Annotated in this window: 14 protein-coding genes; 7 read left to right on the top strand and 7 right to left on the bottom strand. The window is 40.1% G+C overall.

Annotated elements, in window-relative coordinates; genetic code table 11:
- The first annotated feature begins 9 nt into the window (after positions 1-9).
- Positions 10-1,764 carry an aspartate--tRNA ligase gene (gene aspS, locus AC0N32_RS18545; protein ID WP_476395329.1) on the top strand — a complete coding sequence of 585 codons (1,755 nt, stop codon included), beginning with the start codon at positions 10-12 and terminating at the stop codon, positions 1,762-1,764.
- Positions 1,765-1,829: 65 nt separating this feature from the next.
- On the opposite strand, the gene AC0N32_RS18540 is transcribed toward aspS, so the two are convergent.
- Together AC0N32_RS18540 and AC0N32_RS18535 are read right to left on the bottom strand one after the other, a co-directional pair.
- Positions 1,830-2,294 carry a hypothetical protein gene (locus tag AC0N32_RS18540; RefSeq protein WP_476395328.1) on the bottom strand — a complete coding sequence of 155 codons (465 nt, stop codon included), beginning with the start codon at positions 2,292-2,294 and terminating at the stop codon, positions 1,830-1,832.
- 5 nt (positions 2,295-2,299) lie between these two features.
- Positions 2,300-2,980 (bottom strand): hypothetical protein, encoded by a 681-nt coding sequence (locus tag AC0N32_RS18535; RefSeq protein ID WP_476395327.1) that lies wholly within the window; start codon positions 2,978-2,980, stop codon positions 2,300-2,302.
- A gap of 990 nt (positions 2,981-3,970) precedes the next feature.
- Between AC0N32_RS18535 and ku the strand changes: the two genes are divergently transcribed.
- Genes ku through AC0N32_RS18515 form a run of 4 tightly spaced genes read left to right on the top strand, consistent with a single transcriptional unit; the run spans position 3,971 to position 7,862 of the window.
- The gene (ku, locus tag AC0N32_RS18530; protein WP_476395326.1) at positions 3,971-4,756 is read left to right on the top strand and encodes a non-homologous end joining protein Ku; all 786 of its coding nucleotides are present in this window, start codon (positions 3,971-3,973) and stop codon (positions 4,754-4,756) included.
- Positions 4,756-5,358, top strand: coding sequence for a DNA polymerase ligase N-terminal domain-containing protein (locus AC0N32_RS18525; RefSeq protein ID WP_476395325.1), 603 nt, complete (start codon positions 4,756-4,758; stop codon positions 5,356-5,358). The genes ku and AC0N32_RS18525 overlap by 1 nt, the downstream gene beginning before the upstream one ends.
- A 41-nt stretch (positions 5,359-5,399) precedes the next feature.
- Positions 5,400-7,313 (top strand): DNA ligase D, encoded by a 1,914-nt coding sequence (ligD, locus tag AC0N32_RS18520; RefSeq protein WP_476395324.1) that lies wholly within the window; start codon positions 5,400-5,402, stop codon positions 7,311-7,313.
- Positions 7,314-7,340: 27 nt separating this feature from the next.
- Positions 7,341-7,862, top strand: coding sequence for a hypothetical protein (locus AC0N32_RS18515; RefSeq protein ID WP_476395323.1), 522 nt, complete (start codon positions 7,341-7,343; stop codon positions 7,860-7,862).
- On the opposite strand, the gene AC0N32_RS18510 is transcribed toward AC0N32_RS18515, so the two are convergent.
- From AC0N32_RS18510 to AC0N32_RS18495, 4 genes are all read right to left on the bottom strand, one after another.
- Complete coding sequence (locus AC0N32_RS18510) at positions 7,863-8,594, bottom strand: SDR family NAD(P)-dependent oxidoreductase (protein ID WP_476395322.1); 732 nt, start codon at positions 8,592-8,594, stop codon at positions 7,863-7,865.
- A gap of 175 nt (positions 8,595-8,769) precedes the next feature.
- Complete coding sequence (yajC, locus tag AC0N32_RS18505; protein ID WP_476395321.1) at positions 8,770-9,141, bottom strand: preprotein translocase subunit YajC; 372 nt, start codon at positions 9,139-9,141, stop codon at positions 8,770-8,772.
- 4 nt (positions 9,142-9,145) lie between these two features.
- Positions 9,146-9,667: a DUF1573 domain-containing protein gene (locus AC0N32_RS18500; protein WP_476395320.1), complete on the bottom strand. Its 522-nt coding sequence runs from the start codon at positions 9,665-9,667 to the stop codon at positions 9,146-9,148.
- A 10-nt stretch (positions 9,668-9,677) separates the two neighbouring features.
- A complete protein-coding gene (locus tag AC0N32_RS18495; protein WP_476395319.1) occupies positions 9,678-10,583 on the bottom strand; it encodes a transcription antitermination protein NusB in 906 nt (301 codons plus the stop codon).
- Between the two features lie 90 nt (positions 10,584-10,673).
- On the opposite strand from AC0N32_RS18495, the gene AC0N32_RS18490 reads away from it, so the two are divergent.
- Complete coding sequence (locus AC0N32_RS18490; RefSeq protein WP_476395318.1) at positions 10,674-12,335, top strand: ABC transporter ATP-binding protein; 1,662 nt, start codon at positions 10,674-10,676, stop codon at positions 12,333-12,335.
- A 99-nt stretch (positions 12,336-12,434) separates the two neighbouring features.
- On the top strand, positions 12,435-12,770 hold the full coding sequence (locus AC0N32_RS18485; protein WP_002976288.1) for a DUF3276 family protein: 336 nt from the start codon (positions 12,435-12,437) through the stop codon (positions 12,768-12,770).
- A gap of 249 nt (positions 12,771-13,019) precedes the next feature.
- On the opposite strand, the gene AC0N32_RS18480 is transcribed toward AC0N32_RS18485, so the two are convergent.
- Positions 13,020-17,066 carry an RCC1 domain-containing protein gene (locus AC0N32_RS18480; protein ID WP_476395317.1) on the bottom strand — a complete coding sequence of 1,349 codons (4,047 nt, stop codon included), beginning with the start codon at positions 17,064-17,066 and terminating at the stop codon, positions 13,020-13,022.
- Between the last annotated feature and the right edge of the window lie 83 nt (positions 17,067-17,149).

The following is a 17,149-nucleotide window of genomic DNA, read 5'->3' as shown; positions in this document are numbered from 1 at the left end:
CCAATAAATATGTTTCGATCGCACACCAACGGAGAATTGTCTCTTCAACATCTTAATGAAGAAGTAACCCTTTCAGGATGGGTACAGACCATCCGGAATAAAGGATTTATGATCTGGATAGATCTCCGGGATCGTTACGGGATTACACAATTGGTTTTCGATCAGGAGCGTTCTACCGCCGAACTGATGGAAAACGCTAAAAAACTGGGCCGTGAATTCGTGATTCAGGTGACGGGAAAAGTGATTGAAAGAGTAAGCAAAAATTCTAATATTCCGACGGGAGAAATTGAAATTCTTGTTGAGAAGCTAACAGTTCTGAACGAATCGCAGCTTCCGCCTTTCACGATTGAAGATGAAACGGATGGTGGTGAAGAGCTGAGAATGAAATACCGTTACCTGGATATCCGTAGAAATCCGGTAAAAGATAAGCTGATCTTCCGTCACAAAATGGCGCAGAAAGTAAGAAACTACCTTTCAGACAACGGATTCATTGAAGTGGAAACTCCGGTATTAATTAAGTCTACTCCGGAAGGGGCAAGAGATTTCGTGGTGCCAAGCCGAATGAACCCGGGACAGTTTTACGCTTTGCCGCAATCTCCGCAAACCTTCAAGCAATTGCTGATGGTAGGTGGAATGGATAAGTATTTCCAGATCGTAAAATGTTTCCGTGATGAGGATTTGAGAGCCGACAGACAACCGGAATTTACCCAGATCGATTGCGAAATGGCTTTCGTAGAGCAGGAAGACGTCATGAATGTTTTTGAAGGCATGACGAAAACCTTACTGAAAGACATCACCGGACAGGAGTTCGGGGATTTCCCGAGAATGACTTTTGCCGATGCCATGCAGAAATACGGAAACGACAAGCCGGATATCCGTTTCGGAATGGAGTTCGTGGAATTAAACGATTTGGTAAAAGGAAAAGACTTTAAAATATTCGATGATGCCGAACTGGTGGTTGGAATTAATGTGGAAGGCTGTGCAGACTACACCAGAAAGCAGATCGACGAACTGGTAGACTGGGTAAAGAGACCACAGATCGGTGCTTCTGGAATGGTCTGGGTGAAATTCCAGAATGATGGGGTGAAAACTTCTTCGGTGAACAAGTTTTACGGTGAGGAAGAATTAGCCAAAATCATCGAAAAGTTCGGGGCTAAAGAAGGAGATTTAATGTTGATTCTTTCAGGCGGTGAAAATAAAGTAAGAACCCAGCTTTCAGCTTTGAGAATGGAGCTTGGTAACCGTTTGGGACTAAGAAAAGGAAACGAATTCGCCCCGCTTTGGGTCGTTGACTTCCCGTTATTGGAATTTGATGAAGAAAGCGGCCGTTACCATGCGATGCACCACCCTTTCACGTCTCCGAAACCTGAAGATATTCATTTACTGGAAACCGATCCGGGGAAAGCAAGAGCCAACGCATACGATATGGTACTGAACGGAAACGAGATCGGTGGAGGTTCCATCAGGATTTTCGATAAAGATCTTCAGTCTAAGATGTTTGACCTTTTAGGCTTTACCAAAGAAGAAGCGGAATCGCAGTTTGGTTTCTTAATGAATGCCTTCAAATACGGCGCTCCGCCTCATGGTGGACTGGCCTTCGGGTTTGACCGTCTGGTAGCGATTCTCGACGGAAATGAAGTGATCCGGGATTACATCGCATTCCCGAAAAACAACTCCGGGCGTGATGTGATGATCGATGCTCCGGCAGCTATTGCCGACGAACAGCTGGATGAGCTTGAACTTAAATTAAATTTAAAAGCATAAACAAAGGCGGAGAAAATTTCTCCGCCTTTATTATTTATTCCTGTTTTTTATCAGGCTAAAAACTTTCACTTCTTTCCATACCACCTCATCCAAAGCTTTGGCAGGTAGGCAAATTTCTGACCGGAAGATGGTATACTGAACTCACGAGAATTAGCAGGATTTTTTGCATAATTTTCGGACGAAACGGTTTCCCTGTTTTCTGCCCAGGTAATATGCTTACTGATCTTTTCCTGAGGAATACTTTTCACATACCTCTCCACATAAGAATAGATGGGAAAACCATCTTCATGGAGCACTTTCAGAATTTTTCCGTCTTTTATGCCTTCACAACGAAGGCTTTCGCTGACCTTATTCACATAGGCTGCCGCTGTAGGGGCGTAAATGTTTATAAACTTTCTGATTTCCCACATATAAACCGTCAGCGGTTCACTGACCTCCGTTCCGTCAGGTTTTTTCAGGTATACCTGGAATTTAATCAGGTCGATTCCGAATTCTTCCCGATCACTGATCTCTTCAATTTTCGTAATCATCTTCCTTATTTTTGTGATTCCGGGTTTTCACGGTCATCTTTTCCGGGGTTTTTATGGAGTCGGCCGATCATTTTTTTGAGGGTGTATTCGTCTGCTTTTTGGGTGCCCTGATAGATGAGTTTTCCATCCTCGCAGATGTGCCGTATAAAAGCATACAGCTCTTTGTAAAGATTTCGGGTACTGTTTCCGTTTCCGGAAGCCTCCTTCATTAGCTGAGTCTGACGATCTGCTTTTTCCGCAATCTCTACCCGTGCACTCTGAAGCATGGAAATGACCCCATCTTTCATCCCGGCAGCCTGTAATTGAGACATATTACCTGCCAGAACCTGCAGCAATCTTTGGATCTTACTGGCGACGCCTTCAAAATTCCGTGCCCGGATATCCTTAGAAATGTCAGCGGCAAGATTGGTAGGAACTTTTGCCTGCTGTATTCTCAGATGAAGTTTTTTGAGCGGAAGCCGGAGCTGATCTCCCAGCAAATAAAGCTCACGGGTAGTCTGCTTTTGCTGCACGAGCACAGAATCTCTTTCTTCGCTCTGATCTACTTCTTCTATTTTCGCATTAAAAAGATTGAGATAAGCCGGGGTATAATTGTGATCTTCGGCCTTGAAATCGTTGAAATCTCTTTGGAAACTTTGGTATAAGTCCTTCGCTAGCGGAAGGCACTCTTCATTTTTTACATACATTTGCATCTGTTTTAGTAGAACAAATATAGAAAATAATTTCACATGATCTCAGTGTAAGGCTAAATTTTAACCACTTAGAATTAAGTTATTTCTATATAAAAAACAGATGGTGGGAAGTCATTCATTTACTGGATATATTTTAACATTAAGGAATTAAGATTTTTTAGACTAAAATTACTTTTTGTGCTCAAGGTTAAGAATAAACAAAGTTTATTTTGATGAAGAAAATTAAGAGTGATGACGAAAAATCTTCTGAGTTAAAATTTTAACAGGCTTTTCATATTGTTTTGCAATAGATTAAAAATCAATTATTCAAGGTAAATTTTTATTTGCATAGGGTTAAAATGGATTTGCAGTAGGTAAATGGTTCTTTGCAGTAGGTTAAAATCAATTATTCAAGGTTAATTTGGATTTGCATAGGGTTAAAGTGGATTTGCAGTAGGTAAATGGCTCTTTGCAGCTCGTCAAAATCGATTATTCAAGGTTAATTTTGATTTGCATCGGGTAAAAGTGGATTTGCAGTAGGTAAATGGTTCTTTGCAGTAGGTCAAATCAATTATTCAAGGTTAATTTGGATTTGCATAGGGTTAAAGTGGATTTGCAGTAGGTAAATGGTTCTTTGCAGTAGGTTAAAATCAATTATTCAAGGTTAATTTGGATTTGCAGCAGGTAAATGGCTCTTTGCAGGTGGTCAAAATCGATTATTCAAGGTTAATTTGGATTTGCATAGGGTTAAAATGGATTTGCATCAGGTAAATGGTTCTTTGCACTAGGTTAAAATCGATTATTCAAGGTAAATGTGGATTCACACAGGATAAAATGATTATTTAAGATAAATGATATCGCAGTAAGGTTTAGTGAAACTGATGAGTAATGGCTGATTTATCAAATCACAATATACTGCGTACGAAATCGTTAAGAGATACCACAATCATTCAAAAGTATTCCGCACGGCATAATCATTGTAGATTTTTAGGAAATCAAATTACAATGAAAGCAATCTGGAATGGCGCCATAGGCTTTGGCTTAGTGAATATCCCGGTAAAAATTTATTCGGCAACAGAAACCACCAAGCTGGATCTGGATATGCTGGATAAATCTGATTTTTCAAATATCCGTTTCAAAAGGGTGAATGAGAATACCGGGAAAGAGGTAAAATGGGAAAACATTGTAAAAGGTTATCTCATGGACGACAAGTACATCATCCTTGATGAAGAGGATTATGAGGCAGCTAGCCCGGAGAAATCTAAAATACTTTCCATCGACCAGTTTGTGAAGGAGTCTGAAGTAGATTCCGTTTACTTTGAAAATCCTTATTACCTGGAACCCCAGAAAAATGGGGAGAACGCATACCAGCTTCTCCTGAAAGCTTTATCTAAAACAGAAATGGTGGGAGTGGGAACCTTTGTCCTCCGTGAAAGCGAGGCCATCGGCATGATACGCCCTTATAACGATGAGGTTCTCGTGCTGAACCGCCTGAGATTTGCCCAGGAAATAAGAGATTACAGCGATCTGAAGATCCCTGCTAAGAAAGCCCCGAAGCCTGCGGAACTTAAAATGGCCGTCAACCTGATCGAACAACTTTCTCAGGAATTTGATCCCGAAATGTACAAAGACACTTATTCTGAATCTTTAATGAAGATCATTAAGCAGAAAGCGAAAGGTAAAAATATTAAAGCTAAAAAAGCTGAACCGGCGAAAGAAGGTAAAGTGATCGACCTTATGGCACAGCTGAAGGCCAGTTTACAAAGTCCAAAATCTAAAAACGCATCATAATGGCTTTAAAAGATTACAATTCAAAAAGAAAGTTCAACGAAACGACCGAGCCCGAAGGGAAAACCAAAAAGAGCAAAGACAAGCTGATTTTTGTGATCCAGCGGCATGCGGCATCGCGGCTTCATTATGATTTCAGGCTGGAGATGGATGGCGTACTGAAAAGCTGGGCCGTACCGAAAGGCCCGTCATTAGACCCGAAAGACAAACGCCTTGCGATGATGGTGGAAGATCATCCTTACGACTATAAGGATTTTGAGGGAAATATTCCTGAAGGGAATTACGGTGCCGGCCAGGTGGAAATCTGGGACAGCGGAACCTATGAGCCTTTAGATCAAAATTCAAAGCTTTCTGACGAGAAGGAACTGCTGAAAGAACTGCATGCAGGCTCTTTAAAATTTATCCTGCACGGGAAAAAACTGAAAGGTGAATTTGCTTTGGTGAAAATGAAAAATACGGAAGAGAATTCATGGTTGCTGATTAAACATAAAGACGATTTCGCAGAAAGTGATTACGATGCTGAAGAGAACACGGCCAGGAATTCTTTGGTCACAAAATTTTTAGAGGAAAAAAAAAGCCCAAAAGTCGCCGCAAAAAAGAAGTAAATATCGAAACAAAACCCAGGTTTCAAAGATTTAATGACCTGGTGGATGAGAAGAAACTGGAACATTTCATCAAGCCCATGCTGGCGAAACCCCGTGCGGAAGCTTTTGACGATGAAGACTGGGTTTTTGAAATAAAATGGGACGGCTACCGTGCGGTGGCCGATCTCAGGGAAGACCCTCTGTTCTATTCCCGGAACGGAATTTCCTTTTTATCTAAATTTAAAAAAGTATCACAGGATTTCGGTCGGCAAAAACACCAGATGATCCTGGATGGTGAGATTGTCGCTTATGATGAAAACGGCAGGCCGAGCTTTCAGCTTCTGCAGCAAATAGGCGATAATCCTGATCTTGCGTTGGTATACCAGGTATTTGATATTCTTTGGCTGAACGGCCATTCTACGGAAGAACTTCCTTTGATCCAGCGAAAAGAACTCCTCAGGGAAGCTTTAGTAGAAACCGATGTTATTAAATATTGTGACCATCTTCCTGAAAAAGGCATTGATTTCTTTAAGCAGATGAAAAAAATGCAGCTTGAAGGGATGATCGCGAAGAAAGCGGACAGTCCGTACACGGAGAACCACAGAACTTCCGACTGGCTTAAGATAAAATTCACGAACACGGAAGAAGCCATCATCTGCGGGTTTACTGAACCACGCGGCTCACGAGAAGGTTTCGGCGCCCTGATTCTTGGGAAATATGTGGACGGAAAACTTATCTATTCCGGACATACGGGAACGGGATTTAACCGTGAATCGATTAAAGATCTTCATGAAAGATTGAAGAAGATCATCGTAAAAACCTCTCCTTTTGAAAGCAGGCCCAAAACGAATATGCCTGTCACGTGGACAAAGCCTGAGCTGGTGTGCGAAATTAAATATTCTGAAATCACCAAGGATGGTATTTTCAGGCATCCGGTTTTTGTGGCGATCCGTGAAGATAAAGACCCTGAAGAGGTAAAAAATGCTGCCGGCGAAATAAAAGAATCCCATTCCAATACAAAAGATATGAAAGCATCAACTAAAAAAACGAAACCTTCGGAAAACGAAAAAGAAATTACCCTGAACCGGCACAAGGTGAAACTGACCAATCAGGACAAAGTGTATTTTCCCAAAGACGATGTGACCAAAGGCGATGTGATCGACTATTACCAGTCGGTTGCGGAATATATTCTGCCGCATCTGAAGAACCGCCCGCTTTCCCTGAACCGTTTTCCCAACGGTATTGAAGAACAGAACTTCTACCAGAAAGATGCGAGCGACAATATCCCGGACTGGGTAAAGACAACACAGGTCTACTCGGAATCGAACGACAAATACATCGATTATATATATTGTAATGATAAAGCTACCCTCGCCTATCTGAATAATCTGGGCTGCATCGACATGAACCCGTGGAACTCTTCCCTACCCGACCTCGACCATCCTGATTTTATGGTGCTGGATCTCGATCCGTCCAAGAAAAATACTTTTGATGATGTGATCGAAACCGCGCTTCAGGTGCATGAGGTTTTAGAATCGATTAAAACAGAGGGTTATTGCAAAACTTCCGGCAGTACGGGAATTCACATTTACATCCCGATGGGCGGCAAATATGATTTTGACCAGGTGAAAGATTTTGCGCATATTCTGATGAAGCAGGTTCATGATAAGCTTCCGAAAATCACCACCCTCGAAAGAAGCCTTCAGAAAAGAGATAATAATAAAATTTACCTTGATTATCTTCAGAACAGAACGGGACAGACATTAGCGAGCGCTTACAGTCTGCGCCCGAAAGAAGGCGCTTCCGTTTCCATGCCTTTGGAGTGGAAAGAACTGAAAAAAGGTCTTAAGCCTACTGATTTTAATATTCATAATGCTTTGGAAAGGATCAGGGAAAAAGGGGATTTATTTAAGCCTGTTTTGGGTAAGGGAATTGATATGATGAAGGCGCTGGAGCGGTTGCAGGAATTGGAGTAATTGGTTATTTTAGATAAAAATTAAACCGTGAAAAACTATTTTGCATTTTTATTTTTAATTCTTATTTCAAGTTGCTCTAAAGAAAACACAGCAACAGAAAATCCGAATTATTCTTTTGACAACCTATTAAGTTATCAAGATACCTTATTTATAAAATCCGAATTTGCTGATTGCGGAGAATGGGGAGGTCATCATGAGATTATTGAGATCTATTCTGAAAACAAACAAACTAAATTGGTTTACACTAAATACAAAGTCGATTGTGGAGTTCGGGATAATAAAGGATCAATTATACAAAATGAGGAGGTAAAAAGAAATATTGTTTTATCGGCTTCCCAAAAAGTTGGTTTGATGAATTATATTAATAATTTGATGCATTACAATTTCATGGAAAATGAATTTGGTAACAGTGGAAATTCTTTTTCTGTTGAAGACAGTGAAAATCAATTAAAAATTTCTCATTATGGCAGTAGCAGCATGGTAATGGAAAACTACAATGATTTAATGAAGAAATTAGGTTTTCCAAGTGTGGTTGTGAAAGGTGAATAACTACGGCAACTTCGCCACCAGACTTTCAGGGAGCACTTTTAAAATCCAGTAGATCACTTTCCATTTAAAGTTAGGGACAATAGTAAATGAATTTCCGGCGTTGACAATGAACTTGGCGACGTAATCGGGTTCCATGATGAGGTTTCTGTTGAGATCCAGCCCTGCGTTTATTTTTGTATTGATATAGCCTATTACCAAAGCGTTTACTTTAATATTTCTTGAAGCCAGCTCCTGTCTCAATCCGGCCAGGTAAGTGGTAAAAGCCGCTTTTGTACTTCCATAGACGAAATTGCTTTTTCTTCCACGAACGCCCGAAAGCGAAGATAATCCGATGATTCTTTCTAAGTTCTTATTGCTTTTGTCAGAGGCGACTATATTGATAATGGAAACGGCTCCCATATAATTGACCGTCATCATCTGCCGTGTACTTGTGAAATCTGTTAATGCTTTTTCATTTTCAACTAAGAATCCTGCGGCATAAACAACAATATGCGGTTTTACGGGAAGTTCCTCATAAAATTTCTGGTGAGAATTAAAATCATAAGCATCGAAATACGATACGGAAACTTTTTCATCAAGATGATTTTCCCGGACAAATTTTTCCAGGGAAACTGTATCTCTTGATGCGGCCATAACCGAGAAATCTTTCCTTACGTATTGCAGAATACATTGTTTGGCGACATCTGAATTGGCACCGATAATGAGAACGGTTTTGTTTGTGTTTTTATTCATGCAGCAAAGATATTTGTTTAAACATTAATTTCGCGAATATTTCACGTTAATAAGTACAAACAGACACTTATTGGGATTAAATTCTTTGGACATTGATATATAAATACCTTCCAAAAAAGTTTCGGCGGGGTGAGCAAGCTCACCCCGCCGAAACGGATATCTTCAAACCGGAAAATTATTTTTTCTCCAGGTCGATTTCTTTTTTCTCTGTCGTTTTTTCAGCGGCTTTAGCTTTATCGCCAAAACGTGCTTCTGTAAACTCTCTTGAAACAGCTGCTTTTTCAAATTTCAGTTTCCCTGATAAGGTTTCGATAACAAAACCGTCATCCTGAACCTGGGCAATTCTTCCGTGGAGGCCTGAAGTAAGCACGACTCTTGTTCCTACTTTAAGGGTTTCCTGAAAGTTTTTTTCCTGCTTCTGCTTTCTCATCTGCGGCCTGATCATCAGGAAATAAAAACCGACAAACATAACCCCCATCATGATGAGCATCATGGAAGAGTTTCCTCCCGCGGCAGGTGCCTGTAAAAATATGGATAGTAAGTTCATGATCTTATGGTTGGATATTCGCGGTGAACGTTAATTTAATAGGTGCTTTTTCTACATTAGCAAAAACATCTGCAAATTTATTCACGTTTCCGTCGAAGTTGCTGGAATCGAAATGCAGGGTGATTTTTCCTTTTTTACCGGGCATGATCGGTTCTTTTGTAAAATCAGGAGCCGTACATCCGCATCCCGGTTTCACTTCTGAAATCACTAAAGGATTGTTTCCTGTGTTTGTAATTTCGTATACATGCTCTACTTTATCCCCTTTTTTAATTTTTCCGAAATCGAAGTTGTTTTCAGAAAGCGCGACAGTTGTCGTCGGCTGGTTGGATGCCGGTGTTGCTGCAGGAGCGGTTTCAGCAGATACCGGAGCTACGGCAGAATCACCCACGGTGGTAGCGGCAGGAGCTGCTGTAGAGTCTGTACCTGTAGCAGTTTCAGTACCTGTAACTTCTTTGTTTTCTTTTTTACAGGAAACCAATCCGAAACCGATTACTGATAAAGCGATGATTGATAATGTCTTTTTCATATTGAACTATTTATATTCTATTTAAATCTTTGCAGTATTTATCTAAAATCCCGTTAATGAAAATGTTGGACCGGTCGGTAGCGAATACTTTGGCAATCTCGATATATTCATTAATGATCACTCTTGAAGGGGTAAAAGGAAAATTATCCAGCTCCGCGATGGCCGTCGAAAGAATAACTTTATCCATCAGGGCAACTCTTTCAATATCCCAGTTCTCAAGTCTTTCCTCCAGTTTTTTCTCGTTGTTTTCCCAGCTGTCGAGGGTATTTCTTAAAAGCTTAATGGAGAATGTTTTGTCTTCATCATCTTTAATCATTTTAATTAAAGTTCTGCTTTCTTCATTTTCTTTCAGGAATCCGATTGTTTTTTGCACCATGGAATTGGCAATGTGAATATCATCGTACCATGAAAGTTCTTTATCTCCAAGATAATCGTGAAAATCATCATTTTCAGCGATATATCTTAAGAACAGTTTTCCGATAAATTTCTGATCTTCTTCAAAAGAATATCCGTTTTCTTTCATGAAATCCTGATATCTTTTTCCTGCGGTGATTCTTTGGAAGGTTTTTACCAGAAGGTCGTCATGCAGATCCCATTTCAATTGTTTGTGCTGGCCAGTAAAGAAAAGTCTTTCAGGATTTTCTTCGAGCTTCTGCAGAACCTTGTTGTTGATGAATTTTTGGTTAGGATTAATATCAGCATCGGTTTTAATATATTTATTTTTCCCGATTTCTATCTGATTTTCTGCCAGCTCTTTAAGAGCAACGAGAAAGTTTAACTCATAGATGTAGAGATAATAGATTTTCTCTATTACGGTAAACATATTTTTCTCTAACACATCAAATTTTACAGGATTCTGGTAATATGAATACACAGTCTGTACTACTTTTTCACGGATTTGTCGTCTTCCTAACATTCAAAGAGCTTTTTATGGGTGCAAAGATACAAAATTTAAAATTTATGAAATTCGTAGTGTGCCTACATTTTCTTAAATTTGTAAAACTTTATGAAAGCTTTAAAAACTTTAAACCCTTACTTCTGGAAGCACAAGATATTATTATTTTGGGGGGTACTTTTCATCATTGCCAGCAATTTCTTTAATATATATAAGGTACAATTCGTAGGAAAATCGGTGGATGAGCTTACAAAGAACGGTAATCTCGGTTTCAATAACCAGGTACTGATCTATGTTGCCATTATTGTAGGATGCTCGCTGCTCACAGGGTTTTTCACCTTTATGATGAGGCAGACCATTATCGTTGCTTCCAGGAGAATTGAGTATGAGCTGAAAAATAAAATCTACAGACATTACCAGGACCTTTCTTTAACAGATTACAAACAGACAACGATCGGCGACCTTATGAACAGGCTCAGTGAAGATGTCGTTGCGGTAAGAATGTACCTGGGACCCGGCGTTATGTATGTTGCGAATTTATTGGTTTTGGTTGTGATCACAGCGATTTATATGATCAAGACCGATGTTTCCATGACGCTGTGGACCTTGCTGCCCTTGCCTGTTTTATCATACGCTATTTATAAGGTAAGTTCGATTATTAACAGAAAGTCGAAAATTATGCAGAAAAGCCAGTCTGCCATTTCCACTTTTGTGCAGGACAGTTTTTCGGGAATCCGGGTGGTAAAATTTTTCGCACGGGAAAAATATATTGAAAAGAATTATGGGTTAAAAGTAACCGATTACCAGGACAAAGCTCTGGATCTTGCTAAGACCGAAGCATACTTCTTTACCATTATCCTTTTTGTTATCGGACTGCTGAATGTAGCCATCATCTGGATCGGCGGCCAGAAATATATCGCAGGAGAATTAAGCATCGGTAAAATTGCAGATTTCTTCATGTATATCAATACCCTGATCTTTCCTTTTTCCATGGTAGGCTGGGTAACTTCGGTGAACCAGAGAGCCGAAGCATCCATGCAGAGAATTAATGAGTTTATGGATAAAAAATCGGAAATCATTAACAAAAATTTTGAGGATTATCCTATCAGAGGAGATATTGAATTCAGAAATGTCTCTTACGTTTACCCTAACACAGGCATTAAAGCACTTGAGAATCTTAGTTTTAAAGTAAAAGCAGGAGAATCTCTTGCGATCATGGGAAAAACGGGAAGCGGAAAGTCGACCATCGCTTTGCTGCTTTGCCGGCTTATTGATCCTACAGAAGGTGAGATTTTAATTGACGGAAAGAATTTAAAGGATCATAATCTGGACAATTACAGAAGATACATCGGATATATTCCTCAGGAAAGTTATCTTTTTTCCGATTCTATTGAAAATAATATCGGGTTTGCCATTGATCATCCTACCCATGAAAGAGTCGTCGAGTATGCAAAAATTGCTGATGTCGATAAAAATATTGTAGACTTTAAAGATCAGTACAAAACGATGGTAGGCGAACGCGGAGTGATGCTTTCGGGAGGACAGAAACAAAGGATCTGTATAGCGAGAGCATTAATAAAAGACCCGAACATCATTATTTTCGACGATTCATTATCAGCCTTGGACACCGAAACGGAGCAGAATATCCTGGAAAATATCGACCGGAAAATTCACAATGCAACTTCTATAATCATCACACACAGAGAGTCTAGCGCTCAGAGGGCAGACAAGATTCTCAACCTTACAGAAATTAGCAATTCCATAACTGCATAGCGTATTCGTTCACAAATGTTAAATAAATCATAAAAAAAATTTTGTGATTAAAAGAAAACTTTTATATTTGTTCCTAACAAGATTAAAAAATATCTAACAATGAGTGAATACAAGGAACGCCATGAAAATGAAATTTTCACGAAGGTGTTAAAAGCAGGGAGAAGAACTTATTTCTTTGATGTGCGCGAGACGAAAGCAGGAGATTATTATCTTACGATTACCGAAAGCAAAAAGAATTTCGGAGAAAATGGAGAAGCAACATTTGAGAAGCACAAAATCTATCTTTACAAAGAAGATTTCAAAAGTTTTCAGGAGATGTTTAATGAATCCACAGATTTCATCATTAACGAAAAGGGCGAGGATGTAATATCGGAAAAGCATGACAAAGACTTCAAAAGCAGATCTTACACGATCGATTCTGACGACGAAGTTTAAAATATTTCAACAATATTGAATGACAAGCATCTTTACGGATGCTTTTTTTTGTGTCCCGGATTTCGGTTTTAATCTTCCTTAAGGCAGTTATAATCATGTTTTATAATTTTTGAAGTACAAATTCATTCAGTTAAAGTTATTGTTTTATTATTATCTAAAATAAAAATCAGCGTACACAAGATTGTATACGCTGATTATGATTTTATAAGCCTAGAATAGTTATTATATTTAAAAGACTTTTCTTAAAACTTATCGTTTGATTACTTTCACGGTTTTCATCGTATTATTGCCCGTATTTACCTGCACAAGATAGACTCCTGATGCGAAACCGGAAAAATCAACTGTTCCTTTCGTATCATTGATCATTTTAGTCGTTACCAACTGTCCCGCGGCACTATATACTGTTACTGAAATAATCTTTTCACTGTAAGAGATGTTAAGATCATCTTGTACCGGATTTGGGAAAACTTTCAGGTTATCACTGTTTGATCTTGTTGAAGTTTCATCTACTGCTAAGGCACTTACAGGACAACTAACAGGAACCAAAATTTTCTTTTGGATGTATGTACCATCTCCTAACTGACCAGAACTATTATTCCCACAACCTGACAGAAACCCATTGTTATCTATTACAAACGTATTGAATGAACCTCCTATCACGGTCTGTCTATTCGTTGATGTTCCTATTTGCATTGGAGTATCTCTGAGTGTTGTAGTTCCGTCTCCCAGCTGTCCAACATCATTATATCCCCATGTCCAAAGGGTTCCATCTGTTTTTATTGCTAAAGAAGTGTAAAAATTATTAGCGTCAATACTCTGCCAATTTGTGGATGATCCGATTTGGACAGGGCTTATTTTATCCGTTGTGGTTCCGTCACCTAATTGTCCGTAATTATTATATCCCCAAGCCCATAGCGTTCCATCTGTTTTTAGGGCCAATGAATAATTTAAACCGCCAATAATACTGTTCCAGTTCGTACCTGTTCCGATTTGCGTAGGAATATTTTTAGGAATTGTAGTTCCATCTCCCAATTGTCCTTTAGAATTATCTCCCCAGGCCCATAATGTTCCATTGGTCTTGATGGCTACCGTATGCAATACTCCAGGTGCTACAATGTTCCAGTCATTTGCTGTACCTATTTGTGTAGGAGTTGCTCTGTTAATCGCCGTTCCGTCACCTAATTGTCCAAGCTCATTAAGTCCCCAGGCCCATAATGTTCCATTGGATTTTATAGCTACTGTATAATTGTCTCCCGTTGCAATACTCATCCAATCATTTCCTGTTCCTATTTGTGTAGGATTGGTCCTGTTTGTTGTTGTTCCATCTCCTAATTGCCCGGAATTGTTATATCCCCAAGCCCATAATGTTCCATCGGTTTTTAATGCTATCGAGTGATACTTGCCAGCTGATACTTTTGACCAGTTATTTGCTATTCCAATTTGTGTTGGAATAATTACAGAAGTTGTAGTCCCTATTCCTAATTGTCCGTAATTATTACCTCCCCATGCCCATAATGTTCCGTCGGTTTTTATTCCTAATGAATAATTATCTCCCGCAGTAAAGTTTTGCCAACAACCTGTTGCGGATGTAGGAAGTGTAGTAAATGAACCTCCCGATATCCAATTAAACTGGTCGGATCCACATTTAGAGCTTACCCACCAATAGTAAGTAGTATTGGGTAATAAATTTGCCAGACTTGCTGTCGAGGAAGATGTACTTCCGTCTATACCCCCAATAATTGGATTTGTGCTGTAACGATACTGATACCCTCCGGCAGGAGCCGATGCTGGGGCTACCCATTGAAGTGTAGCTGATGAAGAAGTGATGTTAGAAGCATACAACTGGCTTGGAGGATTACAAGTCACAGAACATGCAATAGAAACAAATGAATTCTTCTGAACAATAGTACCATCGCCTAATTGTCCTGATTCATTAGCACCGGAAGATTTCAAAAAGAGATTGTTATTTAACGCCAAAGTATAATAGCCTCCTGCAGAGATCATACTAAAATCGTTGGCATTAGACATATAAACGGTGTTTGAATTATTATTGGTCGTACCGTTCGCCAATTGACCAAAATAATTATATCCGGTAGAAAACATATTTCCGGTATTCAAGATTCCTACCGTATGATACCCTCCTGCATCAAAGCTCTGAACCCCATCCATAACAAGAACCGGCGTTAATCTGTTGGTATACGTACCATCACCAAGTTGCCCCTGGCTGTTTTCTCCCCATCCGAACAAGATCCCGTTTGTAGTTTTTGCTACAGAATGTGCAAAGCCGGCAGAAATATCAGTCCAATTGTTACTGACTCCTATTTGCACCGGTGAAGTTCTTACGGTTGTTGTACCATCCCCTAACTGGCCAGATTGGTTATAACCCCAAGCCCAAAGAGTTCCGGTGGTTTTTGTTGCCACTGAAAAATCGGTTCCTGCGGCTATACTTTTCCAATTTGTTGCGGTCCCTATTTGTGTAGGAATGTTCTTATTTGTAAATGTACCGATACCCAACTGGCCATATTGATTACTTCCCCACGCCCATAGCGTTCCATTTGTTTTTGTAGCTAAAGCATGGGTCTTCCCTGCAGCAACATCTGCCCAGTCGGAAGCTGTTCCTATTTTTGTAGGTACCAACTGATTGACATTGTTTCCATTTCCTAACTGACCCAACGAATTATAGCCCCAAGCCCAAAGTGTTCCGTCGGTCTTTATCCCGATGGAGTACTCTGAACCGCCGACAATTTTTCTCCAGTTACTGGCCGTGCCGATCTGAATGGCTGTATTTTTGTTAGTGGTTGTCCCGTCGCCCAGTTGACCGTATTCGTTATTTCCCCAGGCCCAAAGCGTTCCATCGGTTTTTATTCCTAATGAATGGGTTTCGGCTGCATAAATTTTTTGCCAGCAGCCTTCCGGAGGAAGTGTGGTAAAAGATCCGCCAGCAACCCAGTCGCTTTGGCCCGATCCGCAAACAGACTTTATCCACCAGTAATAAGTGGTACCCGGTAATAAGTTGGTTAGATTGACATTTGTTGTCATTGAACCTCCATTGACACCTCCCATCGTTGGTGAAATACTACAAGAATAATAATATCCTCCTGCAGGAGCAGTTGCCGGAGCCGTCCAATTAAGCGTAGCCGTCAAAGCAGTGACATTCGAACTGTACAACTGACTTGGAGGATTACAGCCGGTCAAACAGTTAACCTGAGTGAGTGTATTTCTCTGTATAGTGGTCCCATCACCTATTTGCCCTACCGTATTAGCTCCACAAATCGACAAGTATCCGTCTAAATTGATGACCATTGTATTTGACAAACCTAATCCAATAGTTTTTCTATCAGTAGCCGTTCCGATAAGTGTTGGTAAGTTTCTATTGGTTGTTGTACCGTCTCCTAACTGCCCTTTTTCATTATATCCAAATGTATAAAGAGATCCATTAGACGAAATAAACGCAGAATGTACGGAATTTGCTGCAATACTCTGGACTCCCTGATAAATCATGACAGGTATCGAGCTATACTGTATAGAAGTACCCGTTCCCAATTGTCCAACATCGTTTCTACCCCACGTGTACAGTACACTATTTGTTTTAGTTGCTAAAGAATGACCATCACCTGCAGCTACATCTTTCCAATCAGTAGCTGTTCCGATCTGAGTAGGAGCCGTTTTACTAACTGTGGTTCCGTCCCCTAATTCACCATTGTTGTTGACCCCCCACCCCCAGAGTGTACCATTTGTTTTTGTAGCTAAAGTATGAGCACTTCCCAGTGAAACACTTCGCCAGTTGGTGTCTGTACCCACCTGAACAGGGGCTGTTATAGTACTCCCGATAGCTCCCACACCTAATTCTCCTAAATTATTGCGCCCCCAAGCCCATAAAGTTCCGTTTGTTTTTATAGCCATTACGTGCGGTCCTTCTGCACTGATGCTTTGCCAGTTTGTAGCTGTCCCTATTTGGGTAGGCGAATATCTATTAGAAGTAGTACCGTCACCTACTTGTCCATAGAGGTTCATCCCCCACGCCCAAAGCGTTCCATCTGTTTTAATAGCGACAGTAGATGCACTGCCGGCAGATACTGCGAGCCAGTTATTTCCTGTTCCTATCTGAACTGGCGTGCTTTTACTCATGCCTGTACCGTCCCCTAACTGGCCACTACCGTTATTTCCCCACGCCCAGAGGGTCCCGTCTGTTTTTATTCCCACAGAATGGGAATATCCGGCACTTATGCTTCTCCAGCATTGGGCAAATGACTGCATGCTGATTAAAAGCAGAAAAAAATAAATAATTTTCTTCATATTTTAGTTTTAAATTTTCCTACTCGTTTAGCTTTTCGGATTCGCTTCGTTTGAATGGTTCCTGAACTCCATTTATTTGAAAA

The organism is Chryseobacterium endophyticum (genome assembly GCF_056333165.1).
The sequence above is the reverse complement of the archived record's forward strand: the minus strand, read 5'-3'. Positions and strand labels throughout refer to the sequence as shown.